At 37.3% G+C, this 18340-nt stretch carries 20 protein-coding genes; 3 read left to right on the top strand and 17 right to left on the bottom strand.

Annotated elements, in window-relative coordinates; genetic code table 11:
- Window positions 1-124 precede the first annotated feature (124 nt).
- From M5A78_RS14440 to M5A78_RS14365, 16 genes are all read right to left on the bottom strand, one after another.
- On the bottom strand, window positions 125-1321 hold the full coding sequence (locus M5A78_RS14440; RefSeq protein WP_248735981.1) for a hypothetical protein: 1197 nt from the start codon (window positions 1319-1321) through the stop codon (window positions 125-127).
- Window positions 1296-1847 carry an RNA polymerase sigma factor SigX gene (gene sigX, locus M5A78_RS14435; RefSeq protein ID WP_248735980.1) on the bottom strand — a complete coding sequence of 184 codons (552 nt, stop codon included), beginning with the start codon at window positions 1845-1847 and terminating at the stop codon, window positions 1296-1298. The genes M5A78_RS14440 and sigX overlap by 26 nt, the downstream gene beginning before the upstream one ends.
- A 222-nt stretch (window positions 1848-2069) precedes the next feature.
- Window positions 2070-3851 (bottom strand): ATP-binding protein, encoded by a 1782-nt coding sequence (locus M5A78_RS14430; protein WP_248735979.1) that lies wholly within the window; start codon window positions 3849-3851, stop codon window positions 2070-2072.
- The gene (locus M5A78_RS14425) at window positions 3848-4564 is read right to left on the bottom strand and encodes a response regulator transcription factor (RefSeq protein WP_248735978.1); all 717 of its coding nucleotides are present in this window, start codon (window positions 4562-4564) and stop codon (window positions 3848-3850) included. Before M5A78_RS14425 ends, M5A78_RS14430 begins: the two co-directional genes overlap by 4 nt.
- Before the next feature lie 196 nt (window positions 4565-4760).
- The gene (gene ccsB, locus M5A78_RS14420; protein ID WP_248735977.1) at window positions 4761-5948 is read right to left on the bottom strand and encodes a c-type cytochrome biogenesis protein CcsB; all 1188 of its coding nucleotides are present in this window, start codon (window positions 5946-5948) and stop codon (window positions 4761-4763) included.
- Window positions 5949-7571 carry a cytochrome c biogenesis protein ResB gene (resB, locus tag M5A78_RS14415; protein WP_248735976.1) on the bottom strand — a complete coding sequence of 541 codons (1623 nt, stop codon included), beginning with the start codon at window positions 7569-7571 and terminating at the stop codon, window positions 5949-5951.
- 21 nt (window positions 7572-7592) lie between these two features.
- On the bottom strand, window positions 7593-8117 hold the full coding sequence (resA, locus tag M5A78_RS14410) for a thiol-disulfide oxidoreductase ResA (RefSeq protein WP_248735975.1): 525 nt from the start codon (window positions 8115-8117) through the stop codon (window positions 7593-7595).
- Window positions 8118-8215: 98 nt separating this feature from the next.
- Complete coding sequence (gene rluB / locus M5A78_RS14405) at window positions 8216-8953, bottom strand: 23S rRNA pseudouridine(2605) synthase RluB (RefSeq protein WP_248735974.1); 738 nt, start codon at window positions 8951-8953, stop codon at window positions 8216-8218.
- 236 nt (window positions 8954-9189) lie between these two features.
- Complete coding sequence (locus M5A78_RS14400; protein WP_248735973.1) at window positions 9190-9726, bottom strand: spore maturation protein; 537 nt, start codon at window positions 9724-9726, stop codon at window positions 9190-9192.
- Between the two features lie 6 nt (window positions 9727-9732).
- Window positions 9733-10320, bottom strand: a complete 588-nt coding sequence (locus tag M5A78_RS14395) for a nucleoside recognition domain-containing protein (RefSeq protein WP_248735972.1) — start codon at window positions 10318-10320, stop codon at window positions 9733-9735.
- The gene (locus tag M5A78_RS14390) at window positions 10313-11458 is read right to left on the bottom strand and encodes a D-alanyl-D-alanine carboxypeptidase family protein (RefSeq protein ID WP_248735971.1); all 1146 of its coding nucleotides are present in this window, start codon (window positions 11456-11458) and stop codon (window positions 10313-10315) included. Before M5A78_RS14390 ends, M5A78_RS14395 begins: the two co-directional genes overlap by 8 nt.
- Window positions 11459-11851: 393 nt before the next feature.
- Window positions 11852-12748, bottom strand: a complete 897-nt coding sequence (locus M5A78_RS14385) for a superoxide dismutase (RefSeq protein WP_248735970.1) — start codon at window positions 12746-12748, stop codon at window positions 11852-11854.
- A gap of 142 nt (window positions 12749-12890) precedes the next feature.
- Window positions 12891-13379: a YpuI family protein gene (locus M5A78_RS14380; RefSeq protein WP_248735969.1), complete on the bottom strand. Its 489-nt coding sequence runs from the start codon at window positions 13377-13379 to the stop codon at window positions 12891-12893.
- Between the two features lie 32 nt (window positions 13380-13411).
- Window positions 13412-13837, bottom strand: a complete 426-nt coding sequence (locus M5A78_RS14375) for a hypothetical protein (protein ID WP_248735968.1) — start codon at window positions 13835-13837, stop codon at window positions 13412-13414.
- A gap of 98 nt (window positions 13838-13935) precedes the next feature.
- Window positions 13936-14520 carry an SMC-Scp complex subunit ScpB gene (gene scpB / locus M5A78_RS14370; RefSeq protein ID WP_319942295.1) on the bottom strand — a complete coding sequence of 195 codons (585 nt, stop codon included), beginning with the start codon at window positions 14518-14520 and terminating at the stop codon, window positions 13936-13938.
- The gene (locus M5A78_RS14365; RefSeq protein ID WP_248735966.1) at window positions 14507-15277 is read right to left on the bottom strand and encodes a segregation/condensation protein A; all 771 of its coding nucleotides are present in this window, start codon (window positions 15275-15277) and stop codon (window positions 14507-14509) included. Before M5A78_RS14365 ends, scpB begins: the two co-directional genes overlap by 14 nt.
- Window positions 15278-15484: 207 nt before the next feature.
- Between M5A78_RS14365 and M5A78_RS14360 the strand changes: the two genes are divergently transcribed.
- Together M5A78_RS14360 and M5A78_RS14355 are read left to right on the top strand one after the other, a co-directional pair.
- On the top strand, window positions 15485-15571 hold the full coding sequence (locus M5A78_RS14360; protein WP_248736060.1) for a YjcZ family sporulation protein: 87 nt from the start codon (window positions 15485-15487) through the stop codon (window positions 15569-15571).
- Window positions 15572-15745: 174 nt separating this feature from the next.
- Complete coding sequence (locus M5A78_RS14355; RefSeq protein ID WP_248735965.1) at window positions 15746-16267, top strand: DUF309 domain-containing protein; 522 nt, start codon at window positions 15746-15748, stop codon at window positions 16265-16267.
- A 26-nt stretch (window positions 16268-16293) separates the two neighbouring features.
- Here M5A78_RS14355 and M5A78_RS14350 read toward each other — a convergent pair whose 3' ends face one another.
- Window positions 16294-16644 (bottom strand): GNAT family N-acetyltransferase, encoded by a 351-nt coding sequence (locus tag M5A78_RS14350; RefSeq protein ID WP_248735964.1) that lies wholly within the window; start codon window positions 16642-16644, stop codon window positions 16294-16296.
- Between the two features lie 626 nt (window positions 16645-17270).
- On the opposite strand from M5A78_RS14350, the gene M5A78_RS14345 reads away from it, so the two are divergent.
- The gene (locus M5A78_RS14345; RefSeq protein ID WP_248735963.1) at window positions 17271-18134 is read left to right on the top strand and encodes a DUF1002 domain-containing protein; all 864 of its coding nucleotides are present in this window, start codon (window positions 17271-17273) and stop codon (window positions 18132-18134) included.
- Window positions 18135-18340: the final 206 nt, after the last annotated feature.

Here is an 18340-nt window from a genome sequence, read left to right as displayed (position 1 = left end):
GTTTGTTCATGTTTAGTACATTTTGACACTTCGAGGAGTGACTTGAGCATACTTGTTATAATTTGGAGTATTTCACTATTTTATTCATAAAAAAAATCAACCACTATGGGTTGATTTGATATGTCTATTGGATGGTGCGTAAATTAGGCGCTACTGGCACTTTGTTCTCTTTGGATAAATCGAATGAACCGATGTGTGTTATCGGAGAATCCTTTACAATCACTTTTTCCAAACCAAATTCTTTTGCGGTTAGCAATAGAGCCTCAAAAGAAGATGAAGTGAGCTGATTATCTTTCAAGTCCGAATGACCCTTAAATGATACATATAAGGTTCTATCAATAACAGTAACGTCATTTAACGGCTGTAATGGCAATAGTGAACTTTTTAAACCTAGTACTGGTTTATCGGTCTGCATTGCATTAAAGGCTGTATTTATATCTTTATACGAATCTTCAGATGGTGTTAGGAATGGGTAGTCGCTACCTTTGGGATAGTAAAAGAAAAAGGCATGATTTTTTTTATTAACAATATCAAGATTTTCCTGCTTCCCAAATCTCTCAAAATCAATTCCAGGTTGACCATTTGTTGTAAGTATTATCTTATTACTAATGCTATTGGAAGATATATCATTTATTAATGCATTAATAAAAATTGGTTCCATAGATCCCAGTCCGTACTGATGGTTCTCAGGAACATCAACATTGATACTATTATTTTCTTCATAAAGCTCCCTTGTCAGATCAAGCGGGTAGAAATCACTTAATCCCCACTCTTTTTCCTTTAAGTTCGCCATATTTTCATTAAACAGAGTAAGCCTGGACGTATCCTCCGCAGCAGGAACGATAATGGAAACAGGAATGAGTATTTGAACATCTGGATCGGGTATCCAATAGGTTAACACTGTTCCGTCTCCTACTTCTTCATCATAGATAGCTGTTTTGGTACTGTTTGTGCTCATTAGTTCAGGTTTATCAACAGTTTTAGGTGAATTTTCTTTTGCGACGGCAGGATCGTCTTTTTGTAATGCTATCATTGAGGTATCCCTTTTGTCAGCAATCTTCATTTTTTGATTTCCCGATGATTTTTGCTCTTGGGTTTTATCGTGAGAGTAATTTGTACTATCCATTAGTTTTGGAGCTAAAATGAAAAAAAGAAACAATGCTGCTGCTGCAGCTATACCAGGTAACATCCATGATTTGGTTTTACGCTTTTTAAGAGAAACATTTTGGTAAATGTCACGAGGATCGCGATGATCTTGTATTTTTGGCATTAGCCTTAATAATTCTTCGAGCTCTCTATCGCTCCACTCTGACTTTTTCACTTGTTAATCCCTCCTTCTCATAAAACAATTCCATTTGCTTTTTCAAAACCTTTAACGAGCGGTGCTGTGTTGTTTTAACCTTACTCTCCGTCCACCCTAAAGCCTTTGCTGTTTCAGCAATCGACAAATCCTGAAGATATCGCAAAATGATAACGGCTCGTTGGTCCATAGTGCAAAATTCAAGGCATTTGTAAATCCATAGAATTTCTTCCTTTTGGACGGTAATCTCTTCTGGTATTGGATACTCATCCTTTACCTGATTCGTTGACCAATCAAATTTTTCAAGTAATTTCTCCTTCCAGCCCTTTTGTTTACGGAAAAAGTCGATGGCTACGTTTCGTGCAATGGAAAACAGCCATGTTTTTTCACTGCTTTTTCCTTCGAAATTTTGATAAGACTTAAATACTCGTATATAGACTTCTTGAACAAGATCCTCAGCGTGCTCTTTATTTCTAACCATATAAAATAGAAATTGAAAAACGTCATGATGATATTTTTGATAAAGTTCATCGAAAACGGAGTCCATCCATTCCCCTCCCCGTTCATAGTATTAGTCGAAATTTATGTAAAAAAGGTTACATCCTTTTTAATATAGACTTTTTTTAGCTAAAAAGGAAGGTATTAGCTGTAAATCCATTCATGGCAAAATTCAATTCCTCATTAGAAAAAGCTCATCCACCTAAGAAGGCGATGAGCTTTTGATTTGTTTCTCGTGAATCAAGAACAATCGGCAAAATCATTGGTAATATTACTTTTTTCGAGGTAGCAGGAAAGTGAATGTTGTCCCTAGACCCATTTTACTTTGAACAGAAACAGACCCATGATGCGCATCAATAATATTTTTCACTATTGCCAGCCCAAGTCCTGTACCAGCTCTCCCCCTTGTCCTCGCTTTATCGGCTTTATAAAATCGCTCAAAAACGAAGGGCAAATCTTCTTCAGGAATTCCGGAGCCTGAATCTTTTACTTCCAATCTGATGCCCATGTCTTCAGAAGTAGCCTTTAACCTTACAGACCCACCTTTTGGAGTATGCCTAATAGCATTATCAATTAAGTTAGTGAGAACCTGCTCAATCCGATCAGGATCAAAGGAAACCGACGATATTCCGTCTTCAATTTCCGCATTTAATTGAATTTCATTATCCTTAGCTAAGCCTTGGAATTTATGAATAATTCGATTGATAAATGGAGATAAGTCTATATCTTCAAACGATAATTGAAGATGTCCAGCCTCCATACGAGCTAGATCAAGAAGCTCGTTAACAAGCCGGCCCATACGCAATGATTCATCATAAATAACCTTTGCCATTTCTTTTTTCTCTTCTTGCGATTCAGCGATATCGTCTACAATTGCCTCACTATATCCCTGCAGCATGGAAATAGGTGTTCTCAGTTCATGTGAAACATTGGCAATGAAATCTATCCTCATTTTATCTAATTGCCTTTCCTCGGTCATATCCCTTAGAACTGCAACTGCCCCGCGAATAAATTGGTTACTATACAACGGACTAACCAGAATAACCCAATGACGGCCTTGAAGTGAAATTTCACCGATCTGCTCTTTTTCTGTATCAACAGCTTGTTGAAAAAGTTCCATAACTTGCGTTGGAATCCCCTCAGAATCAGTTTCAAATCCTCCTTTTTCGTAATACCAATATTGAAGAAATCGATCTGCAGGAGGATTGGTGATTAATATCGTACCATCCCGATTAAAAGTAATGACTCCATCTGCCATACTACTTAAGATACTTGCAAGCTGTTCTTTTTCCTGACTGAGAGCATTCATATTAAACTTTAATTGCCGGCCCATCTGATTAAAGGCCGTTGCCAACTCCCCAATTTCATCATGAGTTAAGATAGGAACCTTTGTATCAAATTTCCCTCTAGCTACTTCGAACGCAGCCTCCCTCATTTTTCTAAGTGGTGCAGTGATTCTCGTAGATAAAAAGAACGCAAAAATAGTTGTTAGAATAATGGCGACACCTGCAACGAGAAGAATAAACTTGGTTGTTGATTGTGAGGTTTCCTGCATATCTTCTAAAGATTGATAAATAAAAACGGCTCCATTTTTTTCACCAGGCAAATGTAGTGGGACACCTATTATCGAATAGTTGGTATCTCTATTACCATTATTAGCTGAAAGATTTGACATTTTTTCAACTGATGTGTCTAAGCGGAACACCTTTGATAGTTCCGGATCATGTTTTATTTCCGTTAATGATAATTTTTTTGCCTTTTCCGTATTTGGAGAGTAATAGATTTCTTGGTCGCTTTTTACGATAACCACTTGGGTAACATCATCGATAATTTCCCAAGATATTTCTAAACCAAGCGGGAATTTATCTTCCGGATGTTCTTCCAAAACATGGGCTATTTTTTCAGCGGTGTTGGTTAAGTCCTTCTTTGTAACATCGATGTTGTAGTTTTGGAAAAATTCAAGCAGCATGACTGTTAAGATGAACAGCACAAATGATACTAATAAAAGGATGGTAAACCAAAGCTTACCTACAACACTTCGTAAAAAGATCATTCATTAATTACCTCAAATTTATAGCCTACTCCCCAAACTGTTACGATCATTCTTGCTGCTTGTTCGGACACTTTATTTAATTTCTCACGGAGTCGCTTTACATGGGTATCAACCGTCCGTAAATCACCGAAAAATTCATAGTGCCAAACTTCTTTCAGTAATTGTTCACGATCGAATACTTTGTCCGGTGCTTTAGCAAGGAAGTAAAGCAATTCATATTCTTTTGGTGTTAAGCTAACTTCTTTGCCATCAGCCGTTACCCTATGTGCGTCATTATCAATGGTAAGGTGTGGGAAAACAATGACATCCTTCGTAGTTGTTTCCGTTTGCAGATAACTTGTTTGCGATGACCTTCTTAGTAGCGCTTTAACACGTAAAACAACCTCGCGCGGGCTAAATGGCTTGACAATATAATCATCTGTGCCCACTTCGAAGCCCTGAACGCGATTGATTTCTTCACCTTTTGCCGTTAACATGATTATCGGCGTAGCTTTTTTCTCCCTTAGTTCGCGACAAACTTCGATACCATCCTTACCTGGCATCATTAAGTCAAGAAGAATGACATCATAGTCATTGGCAATTGCTTTTGTTAAAGCCTCATTACCGTCTTCTGCTTCATCAATCATATACTCTTCACGCTCTAAATACATTTTTAATAAACGGCGAATTCTTTCTTCATCATCAACTACTAAAATTTTCACGTCTTTTTCCATTATTAATCCCCCCATGGAGTTTATTTTACGAAATGTTATTATTTTTTGCTATCTTTTCAGGACAATTACTCCTATAAAAAGTGTCAATAATTTGACAATGTCAAATACTAATAATAAATTATTTTTTGATTTTAAAAAAAGCCTTCACTCAACAGAAAGTGAAGGCTATAAAATTTATATTAGTCGAGATGGAAAATTACGAACCAGCATAGGAATGGAGGCCAGCAATAACCAAATTTACAGCAACAAGATTAAACATGATTATAACAAATCCAAGGACGGCAAGCCATGCTGATTTTTCACCATGCCACCCTTTTGAAAGACGTAGATGTAAAAACGCAGCATAGAATAGCCATGTGATTAAGGCCCATACCTCTTTTGGGTCCCAGCCCCAGAATCTGGACCAAGCCATTTGCGCCCAAATCATCGCAAAAATGAGCGCACCTAAGGTAAATACCGGGAAACCAATTAATACAGATCGGTAGCTAATCTCATCGACAAAGTCGAGTTTAATGTTTTTAACCAACGGTTGAAGTGCTGCGGCAATCCGCTTCCTTAATATTAATCTAATTAAGCCGTAAAGGAGAATACCGGCCATTAATGACCAAATAACAGTATTTAATTTTTTGGCATTAATGAATGCCGGCATTTCAATCAGCGGTTTAAATCCATCCTTTGTAAGCAATTCTCCGGCATGAGGACCAGAAATAGCCGGCATGGTATATTCAACAACGGCTACAGTTCCATGTTTATCTGTCCAATTAAATTTCTCATGATAACCTGCTGCTGAAAAGACAGTTGAAACTGCAACAAAGCCTAGGACGGCTACTAGTGCAAACATAACTACTTCAAGCCAAAAGTTTCGTTTGTTCAATTTTGTTTGATCAATCGCCTTGACGAGATAAATTAACCCAGCGGCAAAACTAATTGCCAAGATCGCTTCCCCAATTGCTGCCGTCGTAACATGAATATGAAGCCAATAGCTTTGTAACGCTGGAATTAATGGAGTAATGTCCTTAGGGAACATACTTGCATAGGCAATAACTAAAATAGCCACTGGCATAGTAAATAACCCCAGTAAGGTTGTCCGATAAATAAAATAAATAACAATAAATGCACCTACAAGTGCCATCCCAAAAAATGTAGTAAACTCAAACATATTACTAACTGGAGCATGACCAGCAGCAATCCATCTTGTAATAAAATAACCAAGCTGTGCAATAAAACCCACAATTGTTAAAACAACTGCAATTTTCCCCCATTTGTTGGTTTCTTTCTTTTCGTTTAGCTCTTTCTTAGATTTAATTGATCCCCCATAAAATAGGGTTGCAACTAAATATAGAATAAAAGCAATAAACAATAAATTACTACTTATTGTTGCCAACTAAACTCCCCCCTTATCCGCTTGTTCACTTTGAAGTTGATCGTCTGGCATGTTAAGCTTCGTATCCTCTATTACCTTTTCAATCTCCCGTTTAAGACCATACCAATTTTTATTCGTATGGGCAGCAATCCAAATCTGTCCGTTTTTATTTTGGACCCAAATCCGACGGTGGTTCCAATAAGCCCCTTGAATAACACCAATCATGAAAAGGATTCCACCCAAAATTATCACCCATAATGTCGAATCCTTGCGAACAATAAATCCTGAAACATTTTTTGTTTCAATACCCTTAAAAGCCATCTTATAAGTATTATCCCCAAAGGGCTCAATGGTCTGTTTAATTGCGACAAAACTCTTTTCACCATCTGGATTTTCAGGAGATATCATTTGAAAAATAAAGGCAGGATTGTTTGGTACTCGCGATTTCGTTGATGGATCCCCGTTCTTATCAAATTCAAAATCCGGAAAATAATTAAGAATTTTCACCGAATAGCCATTTCCAAGATCATACTTTTCCTTTGGATCCTCAAAGTTGATTTTCATCTCTCCAAAAGTCTGATTCGTATTTTTATTTGTCAGCATAAAGGTCATTGCTTTTAGCTCACTTCTAAAAGAGGATTGGAAAACAGAGTAACCATCAAAGGTTAATGGGTGATTGACACGAACCTTATAGTCTGTTACCTTCTCAAGCTTTGGCTTCTCCCCAGGAAGACTTTCACCAACCCGTTTGTATAAAACGACGTTAGATTGATAATTCTTTACGACCTCACCAGCCTGTTCAATCGCTTTTTCGAAGGCTTTATCTTTATTTTTATCATAGTGCTGTAAAATAAATTGATTATTTTGCAGATAAAATGTTTCTCCCGTTTCTGGGACTGCGGTGGTTTCTCCCTCTTTCACCCACAAGTTTTCATTGACATACATCCCAGGGAAAAAACGGAGCATTCCCCCAAATAAGAAAATGATTAAACCTACATGGTTAACGTATGGACCCCAGCGGGAAAAACGGCCCTTTTCCGCTAATAAATCGCCATTTTCTTCACGAACGTGGTAGTGTTTTTCCTTTAAATGTTTCTTCACAATGTCGAAGTCCTGGTCATCTATCACATGGTTGGTCCCAAATAGACGTTGACGCTTAAGGAATCCTTCATTTCTTGTTACTCTTTGCGCTTTTAAGGCCTTATATAAAGGTACAACCCGATCAAGACTACAAATGACAAGTGAAATTCCAATCATAGAGATTAACAATAAATACCACCATGAGCCATACAAATCATGTAAACCTAACTGGTAATATAATTTTCCAAACCAACCATACTCTTGCTCATAATACACATCAGGAGGCAGGTTGATATACATTTTCTGTGGAAGTATGGTTCCTAGTATGGAAGCAAGTAAGGTAATGATAATTAGCCAGACGCCGACCTTTACCGACGAAAAGAAATTCCATATTTTATCCACAATCGTTTTATTATATGTTTGTGAGCGGCGTGCACTACCTTCATAGCGCATATCAAGTAATTGATCCTTGTTTTCTCGTTCGTCCAACACCTTACCGCAGGCCTCACACAACACGGTTCCATGGGGATTCACATGGCCGCATTCACATTTCACATCTTTCATACTAAAAAACTCCCTACAACCTTAAGGTTTAATTTTCTCCATAAATTCCTTAATCATATTTTCAGTCAGCTCTCCCGTATGATATTTTACAACCTTCCCATCTTTATCAATTAAAAATGTGGCTGGAAGCAGATCAACACCATAAGTATTCATAACTTCTTTTTCTGGATCAATCATAATGGGAAAATCAAGCTTAAGGCGGTCTGCAAATTGTTGAACGGCGAGTGGGGATTCCTGTATATCTACAGACATAAGCTGAACCCCTCTGTCTTTAAATTGATGGTATTGATTATTGATATATGGCATTTCTTTCTTACACGGAGGACACCATGTTCCCCAAAAATTCAAGAACACTCCTTGTCCTCGATAATCAGAAAGTCGATGTTTGTTTCCTTCTATATCAACCAGCGCAAAATCAGGCGCCGAGTCACCAACTGCCACTTTTTGTTTTTTGTCTTTAGTAAAATTAGCATATAGCGTGTAAACAACGGCAGCACCAAGTACAAGCAAAATAATAGTTCTTATTACTAATCGCCGTTTTTTCATAAAGAACCCTCCAGTAAATCAACAGACACAGTTTGTATAAATTATAGCACTTTGCAATATCAATATAGTGTCAATGAAAGAAACTATTTGTGACGATTCTATGAATTTTTTTTAGAAACACCCATTGCTAAGGCCCTCAACTGCTTTACCTCATGTGGAGTCAGTTCCCTTGCCTCTCCTGCCTTTAACCCGTTCAAGGTCAAGAATCCATATCGCTCACGCTTTAATTTCATTACGTCATGACCAATTGCTTCAAACATCCTTCTAACCTGACGATTCCTTCCTTCATGAATACTAATCTCAACTATAGCTGATTGTTTTTTCTTATCTCCTGAGAGCATTTTCACTTTGGCTGGTGCTGTTTTCCCGTCCTCCAGCCGAATTCCTTTTTGTAATTTTCTTAGGTTCTCTGGGAGCGGGATGCCCTTTGTTTTTGCAACATACACTTTTTCAATTTCATTACTTGGGTGCATAAGCAAATTGGCAAATTCCCCGTCATTCGTTAACAGCAATAATCCTGATGTATCATAATCTAAGCGGCCAACTGGGAAAATTCTTTCTTTAAAGTTAGAAAAGAAATCAGTAACGACTTTCCTGCCCTTCTCATCGCTGACACTTGAAATGACTCCTCTTGGTTTATATAAAAGAAAATAGACAGGCTCTTCTTTCTCAATTTGGATTTCATTTACTTCAATTTTATCGGAAGAAGTAACTTTCAAACCCAGCTCAGTAACGACCTTTCCATTAACCTTTACTCTGCCTTCTTTTATTAGTTCCTCAGATTTTCTTCTGGAAGCAATCCCAGCTCGAGCAATAACTTTTTGTAATCTTTCCATTTATTTCACCTCTAAATTTTTCCGAATATGAAAGTTTGGCCCATTTTTACGCTTTTTCACTCTGTTTTGTAAATAGGAATATTTCCTATTTACATATAAAGCCTTTTCACCTTACTATTCTAATGAATTATGACACAATTTCTCCACTTTTCAAAGTAACGGGCTTTAATAATGAAGAAAAAAAGTAAGTTCCCAATATGAGAACTTACTTTTTCTCTCTTTTTCTTAATTTCAGCTTATTTTGTTCCAAATACCAAGGCAACCACAGCAATTGCCGCAACAATTCCTACAACGTCTGCAAGAAGGCCAACTTTAAGAGCATCCCCCATTTTTTTAATTCCAACTGCACCAAAATATACGGTTAATACATAAAAGGTCGTGTCCGTGCTCCCTTGTAATACTGATGCAAGCCGGCCAATAAAAGAATCCGGACCATAGATAGCAATTAAATCACTGGTCATGCCAAGAGCAGCTGTTCCCGAAATGGGCCTGATGATTAGCAATGGCACAATTTCCGCTGGTACTCCCATCGCTTTCGTAAGCGGCCTAATCCAATTCATTAATGCGTCCAGTGCACCAGATGCACGAAATATAGAGATGGCGACCAGCATCCCGACAAGAAATGGAATGATGGATACCGCTATTTTTATTCCTTCTTTTCCACCTTCAACAAAGCTTTCATAAGTTGGTACTTGTTTAAAGGTTCCATATAATAGAATAAACCCTATTAATAAAGGGATAAAAGTCAACGAAATTAGCGAAATTAGTTCCATATATTTTCACCCTTTACGGCTTCTGCGATAATAAAAGTAGCGGTCTATCAAGATTGCCCCTATTGCCGAGAGTATGGTGGCAATAATGGTTGGAACAACAATTTCAGTGGGAGAAGTGGATTTATAATTCATTCGAATGGCAATAACGGTTGTCGGAATAATTGTAATACTTGCTGTATTTATAGCTAAAAAGGTAACCATTGACCTGCTTGCAGCATTCTTCCCCCCATTTAATTTCTTAAGTTCCTCCATTGCTTTAATTCCGAGAGGAGTTGCTGCATTCCCCAACCCAAACATATTAGAAATCATATTAGATAAGATATACCCCATCGCGGGGTGGTTTGTGGGGACTTCGGGAAAAATGATTTTTACTACTGGTCGAAATAGTTTAGAAAGACGTTCAAGGAGGCCTGACTCCTCTGCAATTCGCATCATTCCTAGCCAGAAAACAAGAACACTAATTAAACCGATACAAAGAGTTACCGCTTCTTTTGCACCATCAAATATTGCCTTGTTTACTTCCTCCATGGTTCCATTAATCAGTGCAAAAACAATCCCTATGATCGTCATAAATACCCATATATAATTAACCATTAGCGTTCACACCGATGACTGAAAGGAAAATTTCCATAATAAAATGGAACAGCCCTTTCTTCTTTTCAGGAACGTTTCCATAGTAAATCGGGGTTTCCTGTACAACTCTCCCATCCAAATAAACAGCTGCCTTCCCAACAACTTTTTCCCTTTTCTTAGAAGAACCCCAGTTTTTCTCCGGCTTATTTAACTTAAATTTCACTGAAAATAAGTCCGCTTCAGCGCTTGTAGCAGGATAGACAATAGACTTTTTTACGTACAAATGATTTTTATAATATTTGTTTTTCACTAAATCAATTTTACCCTTCGACAACACTTCAATCATGTCGAACCCTTTAAAGCCATTTTCATACATCGAAATATGATCATTCCAATCATCGGGTCCATTCAAGGTTACAGCAATCAGGCTCATATCTCCTTTTGTTGCGGTAGTGACAAGCGTTCTTTTCGCTCTTTTTGTAAACCCTGTCTTTCCTCCTGTGCAATATTTGTATTTTGAAAGCAGGCGGTTTTTGTTTTTCCACTCGCGGTCCCAATTTTCTGTTGGATTCGGAGCATGATATACCTTGGTACTAGAGATTTTTTGGAATGTCTTATTTTTCATAGCATAGCGCATCAGAATGGCCATATCATATGCTGTTGAATAATGATCTTCATGATCATCTAGTCCATGCGGATTAGCAAAATGGGTATTATACATCCCAATTTCCTTTGCTTTTTGATTCATTAAATAGGCAAATCCATCGACACTTCCACCAATATATTCGGAAATTGCTACTGCGGCATCATTTCCAGATCTTAGCATCAATCCATAAACCAGATCGTTCAGTTGGATTTTTTCTCCTGGTTTTAAATAAACGGATGACCCTTCAGCACGAGTCGCCTTTTCACTTATCTTTACCATTTGATTCATTTTCCCTGAATCAATCGCGAGAATCGCTGTCATAATTTTTGTTATGCTCGCAATCCTCCTTTTTGTGTAGGCATCTTTCTCAAAAAGGACCCGACCAGATTTCTGCTCGATAAGTACGGCACTAGCTGCACTTACTCCAAGGGAAGCATCCACCTTTTGAGGAATGTTTGCAATGAATAGTGAGACCATGAGGAAAAAAATTACTAACTTCGAAATCATTCTCATCAGATTTACCTCGTCCCCTTCTTATAAAATCAGAATTTATATCATTAGACTTTGAGAATTGTCTAGCTCCAGCGCCCAGCTGCTAGTGGACTTCACGCTTCTCCCTACGATAAGTCAACATCGGTTCACTTACGCTCACCGTGTTTCCTTTATCTCAGTTGAAGCGCTCCATAAGGAAGGCTTCGGCAGCATAGGCATCGCACGAAGAAAAAGCGTTAGCTTTTTCGAGGAGTCCATACGCCGCTAAACGGGCGCTTACGCTTTTCTTACAATCTACTTGTCTAGTCTTGTACAATTCAATTTTATGCAGGACAAGGTTTGATATGACTACTTCCTTGAGAAAAACGAAAGCACCCGACAACTGTCGAATGCTTCAATAAGAACTCTTCACTTTTAAAATGCAGGCCATTTAATATCTGCTGCTTTTTCAAACCTCATTTCGACATCATGCCAATTAACGATATTCCACCATTTGTCCACGTATTCAGCCCTGTTGTTTTTATATTGCAGATAATAGGCATGCTCCCAAACATCAAGGACAAGAAGCGGAATCGTATCCCATTGGGTAAGTAACATATGCCGTTCCGATTGTAATACTTCTAGATGCCTTGCCCTAGGTGACCAAACTAACAAGGCCCAGCCGACACCCTCAACCTGTTTAGCCGCTTCTGAAAATTGGTTTTTAAAAGCGTTAAGACTACCAAAGTATTGATCTATTTCTTCTTTTAACGGTCCATGGGGATTTCCACCGCCATTTGCGCTCATATTTTTCCAAAAAATTGTATGAAGGTAATGACCCGACCCGTGAAAGGCAAGCTCTCTCGACCAATGTTTAATTAATGAAAAATCATTGGTCTCCCTTGCTATTTTTAGCTTAAGTTCTGCTTTATTTAACCCATCAACATAGGCACGATGGTGCTTATCGTGATGCAGATGCATTATTTCTTCAGAAATATAGGGCTCTAAGGCATTATAGGGATAGGGAAGACCTGGGAGCGTATGGCCTCCCGGCGGAATTTGTTTTTCAATCATCCAAATATCGCCAATTCCTTTCTCTTGCTTCCTTTTAAAGTAATCTTCCATTTGTTCATGGATATGCTCTGCTTTTGTTTGAAGAGATAGTAGCTCCTCATTTGATAACTCACGGTTTGTGCTTTCAATCAATTCCGTAAAATCTTCAAGCTTTCCCCATAGTTCTGAGTCTTGACCAACCTTTTCAGAGTTTAGGAACTGTTTCATTTGCTCATTCCATTCAAATAGTTCAATGACATATCGACTAAACCGATCCATCTTATCCCCCTCATTCCATAGCGCTATTATCTTTCCAAAATCAATAATTCTCCCTAAATGGTATGAAAGGTAAAATTTATTAAGAACGGATTAGAAAAAGTTAAAAGGCTACCTCTTTAAAAAGGCAGCCTTCTTTGTAGATTTATTTTGATTGAATCATTTTTGTTCTGTAATCCGTTTCGTAATACTCAAGTTCTTCTCTAATTCGCTGGAATTCACCTTCAAGACTAATAAGCAGTTGCTCGATGCTATCCGGGACATTACGATAAAACTTAATGGCATTCCTCCCTGTATAGGCGGATCGGCTATCTTCGTACCAGGCATCATTCTTTGGCGCAAAAAATTCTTCTATACATTGATGGTAAATTTTGTAAAGAATTTTTTCCGCTGCCGCTTTTTGAAAAGGTTCACTTTGAAAAATTACCGAACAGGCATCCAAGCCTTCCTCGCTATACACGATAAGCTTACGTAAATTTGAAAAAATTAATTTTGTATAGGACCGTTCCTCTTCATTTTCATTATGCAATTGCGTGATGGTTGTTTCATTTAAGAAATCCTCTAAAGTTGAAATGGTCTTACTTAGGAACCCTTTTACATCGTTTAGTTGTGAATTTACTAACGTATTCCCCATAGTTACCCCCTTAGATTTTCTCCAAATTCCCTTTATTGAGGTTGCATGATGAACTCAAGTGGAGACCTGAGCTCATAGCTGCTTTTTTGATTCAAAGCTAGAAATATTTCTGGCAGTTTATTAAAATTTATATCTTGAAAATTTGCAGCAAATTCATGTTTGGAATTGATATACAGGCGCTTCCGCCCGCGCAAGCCTGGATTTTTCAATAGACACACAAGTGCCACGATATCCTTGAACTTGACCTCTTTTCCTTCTTGAACAATGATCGGGTCTTGTTGGTATGGAGTAAATTCCTGGATGACTTCATCAAAATAGCGAACATAAAGAACGTGAAGCGTTCTTTCCAGCCCATCTTCGCTGAAAGTAACTTCACTCCTATTAAAAAAATCCTCCGAAGTATTTGATTTTTCTTTTTCTAATTCAAACCCTCTACATTCTTTTATTAGCACCTTCATCCCGCTCCTTATCGAATTGCTCAGCTCATTCTCTTTATGATCTAATTAACTGAAAACGTATTTCTATTTTATCATAAATACCCCTAATAAATGGGGAATTATGAGTTAATCGTTTCCTGGAATTTCTCAAAAAATAAATCTGCTTCCTCTTGAATAAATTCATCCGCTACTTTTTCAGGAAGTTGTGGTAGTTCTTCCAAGCTTTTTAAACCAAAATAATCGAGAAACTCTTTCGTCGTCCCATATAAATAAGCTCTTCCTGTTCCTTCTGCACGACCAACCTCTTTTATTAACACTTTTGCACTCAGTGTATGTAGCGGTCTTTCCGTTTTTACTCCACGGATTTCTTCAATCTCCGCCCGTGTTATCGGTTGTTTATAGGCAATGATAGCCAACGTTTCTAGTGCAGCCTGAGATAAAGTCGTTGTATGTGGAGAGTCCACCAGCTTCTTTAAGTAAGCAGCATTTTCCTTCTTCGTTGCCAATTGATAGGTTCCTGCAAGCTGAACAATCATGATTCCTCTATTGTTTTGCTCATATTCATGTTTTACATCCTCAATGATTTCACTCGCCTTCAGTTCATCCACCTCTAAGACTTCTACTAATTGCTTTAGCGAAAGCCCTTCATCACCTGCTGCAAATAATAGACTTTCGAGTATGCTGCTCCAATTAATAATATCCAACCACATCTGCTCCTTCCTTTAGAGCTTCAACAAAGATATCACCAAAGTTTTCTTGCTGCTCTACGTCAATTTCTTTTCTTTTTATAAGCTCCAAAATAGCTAAAAAGGTAACGACGATATGTTCCTTCCCAGGATACGGAAATAAATCATTAAAATTTTTCCGCCCTTTAAGCTGTTTTAATTCATCCATTATTTCAGTCATTCTTTTTTCAATCGATATTTCCTGACGGGCAATTTTCGTAGCCATTGGCCGCTGGAGTTTCTTTCTGCGTAATAATTTCTGAAAAGCAGCTAACATGTCATAAAGAGAAACATTTAACTCTGCTTTTTGAGGCTGGAAATCTTTCGCAAAATCTGAAAGATCGCTCGGCGGTTTTGTATACATTAAGCCGCGTTCTTCTTCCATTGACTTTAAATCATGGGCAGCTTCCTTGTACTTTCGATATTCAATCAAACGCTCAACCAGTTCATCTCTTGGGTCTTCCTCGAAGGGCATTTCATGGTCTTCATCATCGAAAAACTCTTCATGCTTCGGCAAAAGCATTTTACTCTTAATGACGAGTAAGGTAGCAGCCATAACCAAAAACTCGCTCGCCACATCTAATTTAAGCTCACTCATTGTTTTAATATAAATTAAGTATTGTTCCGTAATTTGGGCAACTGGAATATCATATATATCAATTTCAAGTCGATTTATTAAATGGAGCAGCAAATCTAATGGCCCTTCAAACGCATCTATTTTCACCTGATATGGCATTAATCTCACCAAAATTCTTAAAAAATAAAATTCATTTAGTTATTACAATGACTATTACTAGTATAGTGGATTCAATTGGGTTATCCAATAGAAAATTCAACCTTGCAGGGTTTTATTATGAAAACATGATGTTTGCCCATAACAATGGACAAATCTCCTACATAAGATGACATGGAAAAGAACAATATCTTTTAGGAGGTTTTATATATGGATGGCGGTTTTGGAGGCGGTTTTGCATTAATCGTTGTACTATTTATTTTGTTAATAATCGTTGGTGCTTCTTGGATCTATTAATATAAAAAAGGAAGTAGCTGCTGGAAACCTTGTTCCTTTTTGGATCGGACAAATTGATTAGAACAAGCGAAGGCCCGTCAATCCTGACGGGTTTTTTTTACAGGATTCCTTTTACCAAAGAACCTATTCGAGTATGATAAACTAAGTATTATTCATTAGTTGAGGGGGGATTATTTGTATCCGAAAGAATATATCCAATTTTTAACCCATTTTCATGGTGACAGAGATTATTTTGAGTGCCATGAAGTACTTGAAGAATATTGGAAAAAGACAGATTCAAGGAACAAGGATTCCATCTGGGTCGGTCTTATTTTATTAGCAGTTTCTTCTTATCATCACCGGAGAAGCAATTTTATAGGTGCGAAAAAAACGTTAGAAAAATCGTTAAAGATTTTTGAAACACAAGTAGATGAGTTAACAATTCTTGGATTAGATAAAATTCTCCTCTCCGAGTCACTTAAAAAGCGTTTATCATTCATTGAAACAGAAGTAGTATATGAAAGCTTTGATTTGCCTATTTGTGACACTGTCTTATTAGAATTGTGTAAAAAATCTTGTATAAGTGAAGGACTTACATGGGGGCAAAAAAGTGATATCACTAATAATAACCTAGTTCATCGTCATAAATTTCGGGACAGAACAGACGTTATTCAGGAAAGATATCAGTCTTTAATGATGCGAAAAGGCAGCGAATAATTATATTCGCTGCCACTCGCTAAAATCTAACATAATTCACATTTTTCAATAAAAGCTGCTGTATTTTCATTTGAGATAATATCTTTATCTGTATACATTTCTTTTAGTGCTTTAACCATTCTTTTTCCAATCCCTTGAAAACGATGGGAAGGATTGACTGAAATATGCTGAATTTCTAGAGCATTTTTATCCTCATGGTACAGGACCCCAAGGAGTCCAATAATATCTTCTTCTTTCCACAGAAAAAGCTGCCAATCCTCTTCAGTCTCATATTCTTTCATGGTTTGCTGAAGCTTCTTTAAATCCTTTTCATTCGGCATAAAAGACAATAAACCCATGGCAATTTTTTCGAATGTTTTCTTATAACGAATTAACATTTAGATCCCTCATTATATTAAATAAACCAATGAACACTCTGGTTTAGTAATAGTATATTTTTTTCAAATAAATCATTAATAAACCTTATTCATTATATGTAGGTGAATTTATAATGTTTCACTAACAACAATCATACATAACTATTGGGCAATCATCAATTACAATTATTGCTATCGGGTAGGCGCAATAAAGATCCAGTAAATAATTCCCCAAATAACGGAAAGGCCAATAAGAATACCAAATAAAACCCAGTTGTTTCTTTTCATTAAAAACGATCCTCCAAAAAGAGTTCTTTCTTGGCCGATAGGAAAGTATATCTTGCCTATCAGGCATAAGTGCTCTAAGGAATGCTTCGTGAACAAAAGCTTGGCAGTCGAAAAGCTGACTTTTCGACGAACCTCCCTTAGGGACCCGCCAGTCGGTGAGTTTTCTTTAACCTCCATTCTACACCAAAAAACAAAAATAATCTAATTTCTCTTACAAAATTTGCATATCTTTCACCAAAGGATTAAAAACTATGAAACTTATAGGCTATTTTTTACGTTTATAATAAAGGTTTCGGTTATATTATTAACAGAGCCAAAATATTCTCATGACTAGCTTAAGAAATTCGAGGAGGTCCACGATGAAAAAAATCCTTATTCTCATACTCGCAGTTATTATGTTTATAAGCCCTCACCAAAGCTTTGCTGACATGGCTGAAGGAGACATGATTGTAACATTAGGTGAAAATTTATCTGCTGAGCAAAAACAAGTGTTATTATCGGAAATGGGTGCCCCGAAGGATGTTCAAATCATAACGGTATCAAATCAGGAAGAACATCAATATTTAGGGAAATATGTAGCTAAGTCATTAATTGGTACAAAGGCAATCTCGTCCTCTGCCATTACCATTGCACCTAAGGGTTCCGGGATAACGGTTAAAACAAAGAATATCAATTGGGTAACCGATGAAATGTATGTGAATGCTTTGATAACGGCAGGAGTCAAGGATGCTAACATTTATATTACTGCCCCAATAGCCGTTTCCGGAACCGCAGCGCTAACTGGAATAATAAAAGCATACGAAATATCGGCTGATAAAACCATCCCTGAAGAAGTTAAACAAGCGGCAAACCAAGAAATGGTTGAAACAGCCAAATTGGGTGATTCCATCGGCGATAAGAATGCCGCAGCACTTATTGCCAAAGTAAAAGAAGAAATCGCCAAGAATAAACCGAAAAATGATGAGGAATTACGAAAAATCATAGAACAAGCGGCAAAGGATTTAAACGTTAAACTTTCCGATAAGGAAATGAAAAGGCTGATTGACTTTTTTAATAAGCTAAAGGATTTAAATATTGATTGGAACCAAGTAAGTGATCAACTTAATAAAGCAAAAGACCGGATTTCAAATTTTATTCATTCTGAAGAAGGGCAAGGATTTTTTGAAAAAATCAAGCAATTTTTCATTCGGCTCATTGATGCGATTAAATCTATTTTTTCATAAAAAACTATCATGAGCCTCAACTCCCAACCCTATCCTGAAAATTAAACTTTCCTTCATTTGCTGTGCCGCAACACGGCATGGTTGTCTACCATGGAAATAAATTTAGAGAACAAGCCGTAGTCACCTAATAAAGGCGGTGAGAGCAGAGCTAGACTTCACATCTTTCGTCTAGTGAAATGGGTATTTCACTTTAACTGGTTAAAGTG

This window comes from Neobacillus rhizosphaerae (genome assembly GCF_937468385.1).
Classification (GTDB): Bacteria; Bacillota; Bacilli; order Bacillales; family Cytobacillaceae; genus Neobacillus; species Neobacillus rhizosphaerae.
Note: the sequence above shows the minus strand (reverse complement) of the source record. Positions and strands in the feature narration are given on the sequence as shown.